This window comes from Streptomyces sp. TRM64462 (assembly GCF_013362995.1).
Taxonomy (GTDB): domain Bacteria; phylum Actinomycetota; class Actinomycetes; order Streptomycetales; family Streptomycetaceae; genus Streptomyces.
Genome location: NZ_JABWDV010000229.1, coordinates 1 through 8561, shown reverse-complemented (window position 1 = coordinate 8561; position 8561 = coordinate 1). Strand labels below are relative to the sequence as shown.

The following is an 8561-nucleotide window of genomic DNA, read 5'->3' as shown; positions in this document are numbered from 1 at the left end:
CTGCGGGTCCTGCGGAGACCCGAAGCCTCCCTGCGGCGGTTGCTGGCTGGGCGGCTGAGTCATCAGCGCTTCCCCCTTCGTGCGGTCCGCTGGCCGACCGGCCTCCCCCGCGATTCCGGCACGAGGCGTGCGCCGGAATGGAGCGAATCGGACAGGGATGTCGCACTGTTACGTGAGTCGAGCGGGGTTTCTTTCTACCACCCGGGCCCTGGGCGCAAGGGGGCCGGACCACCCCTGTACCCAAGGGCGGACCGGCCCGTGACGCCGCCGTTATCGGCTCTCCACGGCTTCTCTACGCGTATCTGAGGGTGCGACGGGTGCGCTCGGCGGGCCGTGTGCTACGCGTCCTCGGCGAGCTCAAGCCAGCGCATCTCCAACTCTTCGCGCTCCCCGGCCAGTTCCCGCAGCTCGGCGTCCAGCCCGGCCACCTTCTCGAAGTCCGTGGCGTTCTCGGCGATACGGGAGTGGAGCGTGGACTCCTTCTCGGAAATCCTGTCGAGCTGCCGCTCGATCCGCTGGAGTTCCTTCTTCGCGGCCCGTGCGTCGGCGGCGGACGTGGTCGCCTTCGCGGCGGGGGCCGCGGGGGCCGGCGCGGGCGCGGCCGCCTGGATCATGCGCTCGCGGCGCTCCAGGTACTCGTCGATGCCGCGCGGCAGCATCCGCAGCGTGGCGTCGCCCAGCAGCGCCAGCGTGCGGTCCGTGGTGCGCTCCAGGAAGAAGCGGTCGTGGGAGATGACGACGAGCGAGCCGGGCCAGCCGTCGAGCAGGTCTTCGAGCTGGGTGAGGGTCTCGATGTCGAGGTCGTTGGTGGGCTCGTCGAGGAACAGCACGTTCGGCTCGTCCATCAGCAGCCGCAGCATCTGGAGGCGGCGGCGCTCACCGCCGGACAGGTCCCCGACCGGCGTCCACTGCTTCTCCTTCGTGAACCCGAACCGCTCGCAGAGCTGGCCCGCGGTCATCTCCCGGCCCTTGCCGAGGTCCACGCGGTCCCGGATCTGCTGCACCGCCTCCAGCACGCGGAGCGTGGGCGGCAGTTCGGCGACGTCCTGGGAGAGGTAGGCGAGGCGGACCGTCCTGCCGACGGCGACGCGTCCGGCCGCGGGCTGCCGCTCGCCCTGGCTGGCGGCGGCATCGGCGAGGGCGCGGAGGAGGGACGTCTTGCCGGCGCCGTTCACACCGACCAGGCCGACGCGGTCGCCCGGGCCGAGCTGCCAGGTGAGGTGCTTGAGGAGGGTCTTCGGGCCCGCCTGGACGGTCACGTCCTCCAGGTCGAACACCGTCTTGCCGAGGCGTGCGGACGCGAAGCGCATCAGCTCGCTGCTGTCGCGCGGCGGCGGCACGTCCGCGATCAGCTCGTTCGCCGCCTCGACGCGGTAGCGGGGCTTCGACGTACGGGCCGGGGCGCCGCGGCGCAGCCAGGCCAGCTCCTTGCGGACCAGGTTCTGCCGCTTGGCCTCCTCGGTCGCGGCGATCCGCTCCCGCTCGGCGCGCGCGAACACGTAGTCGCTGTAGCCGCCCTCGTACTCGTGGACCGTGCCGCGCTGGACGTCCCACATGCGCGTGCAGACCTGGTCCAGGAACCAGCGGTCGTGCGTCACGCAGACGAGCGCGGAGCGGCGGGCCTGGAGGTGACGGGCCAGCCAGGCGATGCCCTCGACGTCGAGGTGGTTGGTGGGCTCGTCCAGGACGATCAGGTCCTGCTCCGCGATCAGCAGCTTGGCGAGCGCGATACGGCGGCGCTCGCCGCCGGACAGCGGGCCGATCACGGTGTCGAGGCCCTGCGGGAACGCGGGCAGGTCGAGGCCGCCAAACAGGCCCGTGAGGACGTCGCGGATCTTGGCGTTGCCCGCCCACTCGTGGTCCGCGAGGTCGCCGATGACCTCGTGCCGTACGGTCGCGGCCGGGTCGAGCGAGTCGTGCTGCGTGAGGACGCCGAGCCGGAGGCCGCCGCTGTGCGTGACCCGGCCGGAGTCGGCCTCCTCCAGCTTGGCGAGGACCCGGACGAGGGTCGTCTTGCCGTCGCCGTTGCGCCCGACGACGCCGATCCTGTCTCCCTCGGAGACGCCGAGGGAGACCCCGTCGAGCAGGGCACGGGTGCCGTACACCTTGCTGACTGCCTCGACATTGACGAGGTTGGCGGCCATTTCACTCCTGAGGTGGCGGGGCGGATCGACCTTCCAGAGTAGTGGGCCCGGGCGGTGGACCCGGGGCGGTGCCTGCCGGGGCCTTCCGGGGGGTGCGGTAGCGTGCGGCGATCGTCGAACGGGAGGGGCTGGGTTCATGAGGCGGGGCGTCGTGCCGGGGGTCGTGGCGGCGGCGGTACTGGCGGCGGTACCGGGGGTCGCGGGGTGCTCGGCGGGGGCGGGGACAGGGGCTGGGGTGGGGGTGGGCTCTGCGTCTGCGTCTCCTTCTGCTTCTGCTTCTGCTTCTGCGTCCGCCTCCGGATCTCCTGAGGCTTCCGGCAAGGGCACCGCCGCCGTCGCAGCCAAGGGCGGCACGCTCGGCGGGGCCGGGTCCGCGTGCCCGCTGCCGGTGACGTTCGACGTCGCCGCGGACTGGAAGCCGAAGAAGGTCGAGCCCATCGAGGACCCCGACTTCCAGGAGCTGAACGAGCTGCTCAAGCGGGGCACCGTCACCATGGCCTGCGAGATCGACGCCAAGCCGGCCGGGAACATCGGGTTCCTGCGGGTGTGGACGGACGCGCGTACGGACACCACGGCGCGCAAGGTGCTGGAGGCGTTCGTCGGCGCCGAGGGGTCCGCGTCGTCGGTGACGTACCGGGAGATCGAGGCGGGTGCCGGTGCCGGCGCCTCTGCCGTCCCGGCCACCGAGGCCACGTACATGGTGACCAGCAAGCTCCTGGACGAGCAGAAGAAGGCCCGGGCGCTCGCCGTCATGACACCGCGCGGCCCGGTCGTCCTGGAGCTGGGCGGGATGGACTCGGAGGAGCACGAGCAGATGCTCCCCGCGTACGAACTGGCGAAGTCGACGCTGGCGGCCGCACCGGCGGCGGCCGGCTGACGGGGGCCCGAGAACCGGAGGGCCTCCTACCGCGTGTGGGTGACCGTACGCAGCACGACCTTCTGAGAGGTACGGAAACATGAGCAAGGACAGCAGGGACCGGGTCCCGTTCCGGCGTCGCCGCGGGGCGCGGCTCGCGGCCGTCGCGACGGCGGCGGTGATCGCCGCGGGCGGCGTGGCCGGCGGGATTTTCTGGCTGTCCGGCGGCTACGACGCGTGGCGCAACGACCAGGCCCTCGACCGCGCCTGCCAGGGCGACCTGGCGGCGGAGCGGGTGCGGGAGCTGCTGCCCGGGGTCGAGCTCACCTCGTCGAGCGAGCTGCGGCAGGAGGGCTGGTTCTGCTCGGTCACGGCGGCGGACGCGGGGCGCGACGGGGACGCGTCGGTCGAGATGGGGATACGGAACGCCGAGGAGCCGTTGGGCCAGGACGCCTCGGTCGCACCGGGGCCGGGCGCGGTGCCGCTCGGGAGCGGGTGGACCGGTTCGTTCTCGTACGGGACCGGCGCCGGGTCCGCAGACGCGTCGGACGGGAGAACCGACCGGGCGCGGGTGGTCCTGCTCGTCGACTGCGGCGACCAGTCCGGAGACGGGCTGCTGGCCTGGGCCGACGGGCGGCTGAAGCGCGGCGAGGACTTCCGCGACGGCGGGGCGCGGGCGCGGCTGGCGGCCGTGCTGGCGGACACGGCCACGTCGTACGCGCGGCGCACCGGCTGCGAGCCCCGGTCGGGCCAGGCCCTGAAGGACGTGTCCGCCCCGGCGGCCGGCCGGGAGCCGCACCGGCCGCTCGCCGAGGCGTCCGGGACGTGCGCCGGTGTGGTGGACGCCGACACCGCGCGGCGGTGGGGGGCCGCGACGGTCATCGAGACGGCCGCCGAGCCCGGGGCGGTGGAGCGGTGCGCGCTGGGGAGCCGGCTGGGGGCGCCGCTGTACACGTTCACGGCGTCGTACGGGCCGTACGGCGAGCTGGCGCTGTCGGGCGCGCGCGGGGACGTACGGGCGGCGAAGGAGGCGGTCCCGTCGCCATCGGGGCGGTACCGGATGACGGCGGAGTGCCCGGGCGCCGGGGGTACGGCGGTCTTCGACGTCACCCCGGACGAGGGGCTGGCCCTGGACCACGCGTCCTTGCGGATTGGCCTGCAGCAGTTCGCCACGGCCTCCGCCAAGAGACACGGCTGCCGGCCGCCCGCGTGACGGCGCGCGATCCGGTGCGTCGTGGGTCGGTGCCGCTCCGGGGCTCACCTCCTCGGATTGGCGGGCTCGGGAGCCGTTTTAGATTGCCGTCGCTGCACCGCCAATCCTGCGGGGGCGACCCCTGCGCGTCCCCTCCCGTCGTACGGCGCCTCACCGCCGGTGGGGGCGAGGGTCCACCAGGAGCCAGCCCGTCAGGGTCATGGCGACGGCCGCTGGGGCTGTGATGTCTACGGCGATCAGTGTCGCCGTGTGGCCCTCCAGCAGTCCCGCGAAGCCCACTGTTGACAGCCCCAGGACTCCCAGGAGGCAGAGGGTGACGCCCGCAGCGGCCACCGGCGTGGGCGTGGCCACCGGGCCGCCCCCGCCCGCCGGGCGGGGGCGTTCGAAGCGGCGGAACGCCGCCACCAGGAGCGCCGTCAGCGCAGCCGCCGCGGCCAGCCGCGGCGGAAGCTGGGCCCACCAGGCGGCCGATGCCGGGGCGGGCAGCGGGAGGCCGAGGGCGAGCTGGGCGCCGTACACGCCCAGCATCGCCGTCAGGTGCCACAGGAACGCCGTCATGGCCACGCCGTTCGCCGCGACGACCGCCTCCCAGACGCGGGCCCGGGCCGCGAGCCGGGTGCCCGGGCCGCGGAGCAGTTCCACCGCGCCGACCAGCCACAGCCCGTGGCACAGCAGGGCCAGCGTGGGCGGGGCCATGTTGGAGACCTTCTCGCCCGGCATGCCGACCATCGACAGCGGGTACGGCCCGAGGGCCACCAGGGCGGCCGCGCCCAGGAGACCGGTCACGGCCAGCAGGGACGGCCGGGTGATGCGGGCGTCGGCGCGCAGGAAGCCCAGTTGGTGCACCGCCAGCCATACGAACGCGAAGTTCAGGAACTCGACATAGGGCACGTTCGCCGTGAAGCGCAGGGTGTCCACCGTCGCCGCCCCGGCCGCCAGGGCCGCGAACGCGCCCCAGCCCCAGCGTTCGTGGAGCTTCAGGAGCGGCGGTGTCAGCGCCACCATCGCCAGGTAGATGCCGATGAACCACAGCGGCTGCGTCACCAGGCGCAGCGCCGTCCCCGTCAGTCCCGCTCCTCCGCCCAGGAGTTGGATCGCCAGGGCCGCCGCCGTCCAGAGCAGGATGAACGCCGCCGTCGGGCGCAGGAGGCGTTGGAGGCGGCTCCTCAGGAACGTCGCGTACGCCGGGCGTGAGCGGTACGACAGGGCGTGGGCGAATCCGCCCACGAAGAAGAACACCGGCATGACCTGGAGCCCCCAGGTGAGGACCTGGAGCGGCGGGACGACCGCCAGCAGGTTGCCGACCGCGCCGTCCGGGGTCACGGCCGCCATCAGCCAGTGCCCGAGGATCACCGTCGCCAGGGACGCGACCCGCAGGAGGTCGATGTAGCGGTCCCGCGTGGCGGGGGTGGCGGCGGCCAGCTCGCGTGCGCCGAGTTCCTTGCCCGTAGCCGTACTTCGCATGCGGGCAGGTTCGCTTCGCGGTCCGGCCGCGCGGGAGAGTACCCGTACTCAGTTACGGCGTGAGTACGCGCGCGCCCGCCGCCGGTGACGTCGCCGTGCGGGCCGTGCGGCACGTGCCCGACGCGGTCAGGGCCGCGGCCACCGTCCCGGCGGCGTCCGCGTCCTTGACGAGGAACGCCGTGGTGGGGCCCGAGCCGGAGACGATGCCCGCCAGGGCGCCCGCCTGTGTGCCGGCGGCGAGCGTGTCGGCGAGGGAGGGGCGCAGGGAGAGCGCCGCCGGCTGGAGGTCGTTGGTGAGGGCGCCCGCCAGGGCGGTGGCGTCGCCTGTGCGCAGGGCCTCCAGGAGGGCGGGCGAGGCGGTTGGGGCGGGGGCGTCCTTCGACAGCCTGTCGAACTCGCCGTACACCGCCGGGGTCGACAGGCCGCCGTCCGCCACGGCGAACACCCAGTGGAACGTGCCGCCGACCGGGAGCTCCGTGAGCCGCTCGCCCCGCCCGGTGCCGAGTGCCGCTCCGCCGACCAGGGAGAACGGGACGTCGCTGCCCAGTTCCGCGCAGATGTCCAGGAGGTCGGCCCGGGGCGTGTGCGTGCCCCACAGGGCGTCGCAGGCGAGCAGCGCGCCGGCGCCGTCCGCGCTGCCGCCGGCCATGCCGCCAGCGACGGGGATGTCCTTGGCGATGTGGAGGTGGACGTCCGGCGCGATGCCGTGCCGGGCCGCGAGGAGTTCCGCGGCGCGGGCCGCCAGGTTCGTACGGTCCAGGGGGACCTGGGCGGCGTCCGGGCCCTCGCAGGTGATGCGCAGCGTGTCGGCGGGGGCCGCCGTGACCTCGTCGTACAGGGAGACCGCGAGGAACACGTTCGCCAGGTCGTGGAAGCCGTCGGGGCGTGCCGGGCCCACCGCCAGCTGCACGTTGACCTTGGCCGGGACTCGTACGGTGACGCTCACGCTTTGGCCTCCGCGATGCGGGCGAACTCTTCGACGGTCAGGGACTCGCCCCGCGCCTGCGGGGACACCCCGGCGGCGACGAGGGCGGCTTCGGCGGCGGCCGGGGAGCCCGCCCAGCCGGCCAGGGCCGCGCGGAGCGTCTTGCGGCGCTGTGCGAACGCGGCGTCGACGACGGCGAACACCTCCCGCTTGGAGGCGGTGGTCTCCGGCGGGTCGCGGCGGACCAGGGACACCAGGCCCGAGTCGACGTTCGGGGCGGGCCAGAACACGTTGCGGCCGATGGCGCCAGCGCGCTTGACGTCCGCGTACCAGTTGGCCTTGACCGACGGCACGCCGTACACCTTGTTTCCGGGGCGGGCGGCGAGGCGGTCGGCGACCTCCGACTGGACCATGACGAGGGTGCGTTCGATGGTCGGGAAGCGGTCGAGCATGTGGAGGAGCACCGGCACGGCCACGTTGTACGGGAGGTTCGCGACGAGGGCGGTGGGCGGCGGGCCGGGCAGTTCCCGGACGTCCATGGCGTCGGAGTGGACCAGCGAGAAGTGGGGGGCGCGCTCCGGCATACGGCTCGTGATCGTCGCCGGGAGGGCGGCCGCGAGGGTGTCGTCGATCTCCACCGCGACCACCCGGTCCGCCGCCTCCAGGAGGGCGAGGGTGAGCGAGCCGAGTCCGGGGCCCACCTCCACCACCACGTCGTCGGGGCGGACCTCCGCGGTGCGGACGATGCGCCGGACCGTGTTGGCGTCGATGACGAAGTTCTGGCCGCGCTGCTTGGTGGGACGTACCCCCAGCGCCGTGGCCAGTTCGCGGATGTCGGCGGGGCCGAGGAGGGCGTCGGGCTCAGTGGTGCTCACCGATACAGCCTACGGCCGCAGTGCGGCCACGGACTCGCCCCCCGCTGCACGTAGAGCTTCTTCGCCCGGTATGTCTGCTCGGACGCGGGGGCGTCCTGGGCGCGGCCCGTGCCGCCGAGGGCGCGCCATGTGCCGGGGTCGAACTGGTAGAGGCCGCCGTAGGTGCCGGACGGGTCGACGGCGTCGGGGCGGCCGCCGGACTCGCACTGGGCGAGCGCGTCCCAGTCGAGGCCCTCGGCTCCGGCGACGGAGGTGGGCCGGGGCTTGGTGCCGACCTTGACGATCTGCGTGACGGGTTCGCGGACGGTCTCCTCGCCGGTCTTGCGGGGTTTCTGCTTGACGCCGTTGACGCTGCGCAGCTCGTACGTGACGCGGCGCAGGCCCTGGCGGCCCTGCCGGGTGACGACCTCGGTGCCTTTGAAGAGGGTGGGGTCGTCGACGCGGCGTACGTCGTAGGGGAGGGTCTCGACGCGGGTCTCGCGGCCGCCGGTGATGCGCAGGACGGTGACGGTGTCGCCGTCGCGCGGGAAGGCGGTGAGCGGTACGGAGGTGGTGTCGTCGCCGTGGAGGGTGATGCCGGCCTGGGCGAGGGCGTCCGCGACGGTGGCGGCGTTGGTGCGGACGGTGCGCTCGCGGCCGTCGGCGAGGAACGTGACGGTGCGCTCGGTGCGTACGGCGAGTGCGAGGCCTTCGCGGGAGATCGCGGAGGAGCGGGAGACGGACAGGTGGGCGCCTTCGGCGCGGACGCCGAGTTCGCGGAGGGCCTCGTCGACGGTGCGGGCGGTGGTCCACAGGCGGCGGCTGCGGCCGTCGAGGGTGAGGTCGACGGGGCGGCCCCAGCGGACGACGATCTCGTCGCCGGTGGCGAGCGCGGCGCCGGGGGCGGGGGCGACGAGGTCGTGCTCGCCGACGGCGATGCCCTCGTCCGAGAGGAGCTCCGCCACGTCGTCGGCGAAGGTGTGCAGGGTGCGCGGTGAGCCGTCGACGCTGAGCTGTACGGCCTTGTCGTCGGCGATGAAGGCGCTGGTGCCGCCCGCGAGGACGGCGACGACGAGGGCCTGGGGCACGAGCCGCCGCAGTCCGT

7 protein-coding genes are annotated in these 8561 nt (G+C 74.1%); 2 read left to right on the top strand and 5 right to left on the bottom strand.

Annotation, left to right across the window (positions count from 1 at the left end; all coding sequences use genetic code 11):
- Window positions 1-338 precede the first annotated feature (338 nt).
- Window positions 339-2144, bottom strand: a complete 1806-nt coding sequence (locus HTZ82_RS10640) for an ABC-F family ATP-binding cassette domain-containing protein (protein WP_175409085.1) — start codon at window positions 2142-2144, stop codon at window positions 339-341.
- A gap of 241 nt (window positions 2145-2385) precedes the next feature.
- Here HTZ82_RS10640 and HTZ82_RS10635 point away from each other — a divergent pair, with 241 nt between their 5' ends.
- Complete coding sequence (locus tag HTZ82_RS10635) at window positions 2386-3021, top strand: lipoprotein (protein ID WP_309235405.1); 636 nt, start codon at window positions 2386-2388, stop codon at window positions 3019-3021.
- 79 nt (window positions 3022-3100) lie between these two features.
- Window positions 3101-4213: a hypothetical protein gene (locus HTZ82_RS10630; protein WP_175409083.1), complete on the top strand. Its 1113-nt coding sequence runs from the start codon at window positions 3101-3103 to the stop codon at window positions 4211-4213.
- Between the two features lie 150 nt (window positions 4214-4363).
- Here HTZ82_RS10630 and HTZ82_RS10625 read toward each other — a convergent pair whose 3' ends face one another.
- The 4 genes from HTZ82_RS10625 to HTZ82_RS10610 form a co-directional block, all read right to left on the bottom strand.
- Window positions 4364-5677, bottom strand: a complete 1314-nt coding sequence (locus HTZ82_RS10625) for an acyltransferase (RefSeq protein ID WP_175409082.1) — start codon at window positions 5675-5677, stop codon at window positions 4364-4366.
- A gap of 52 nt (window positions 5678-5729) precedes the next feature.
- Window positions 5730-6623: a 4-(cytidine 5'-diphospho)-2-C-methyl-D-erythritol kinase gene (locus HTZ82_RS10620; RefSeq protein WP_175409081.1), complete on the bottom strand. Its 894-nt coding sequence runs from the start codon at window positions 6621-6623 to the stop codon at window positions 5730-5732.
- Window positions 6620-7477, bottom strand: a complete 858-nt coding sequence (gene rsmA, locus HTZ82_RS10615) for a 16S rRNA (adenine(1518)-N(6)/adenine(1519)-N(6))-dimethyltransferase RsmA (RefSeq protein ID WP_175409080.1) — start codon at window positions 7475-7477, stop codon at window positions 6620-6622. The genes HTZ82_RS10620 and rsmA overlap by 4 nt, the downstream gene beginning before the upstream one ends.
- Window positions 7474-8561 (bottom strand): resuscitation-promoting factor (locus HTZ82_RS10610; RefSeq protein ID WP_254711770.1); only part of this gene is annotated, 1088 nt, incomplete at its 5' end. The genes rsmA and HTZ82_RS10610, both read right to left, overlap by 4 nt.

Coding starts and splice junctions, on each gene's coding strand:
- HTZ82_RS10640 (WP_175409085.1), bottom strand. CDS start 2,144: ATGGCCGCCAACCTCGTCAATGTCGAGGCAGTCAGCAAGGTGTACGGC.
- HTZ82_RS10630 (WP_175409083.1), top strand. CDS start 3,101: ATGAGCAAGGACAGCAGGGACCGGGTCCCGTTCCGGCGTCGCCGCGGG.
- HTZ82_RS10625 (WP_175409082.1), bottom strand. CDS start 5,677: ATGCGAAGTACGGCTACGGGCAAGGAACTCGGCGCACGCGAGCTGGCC.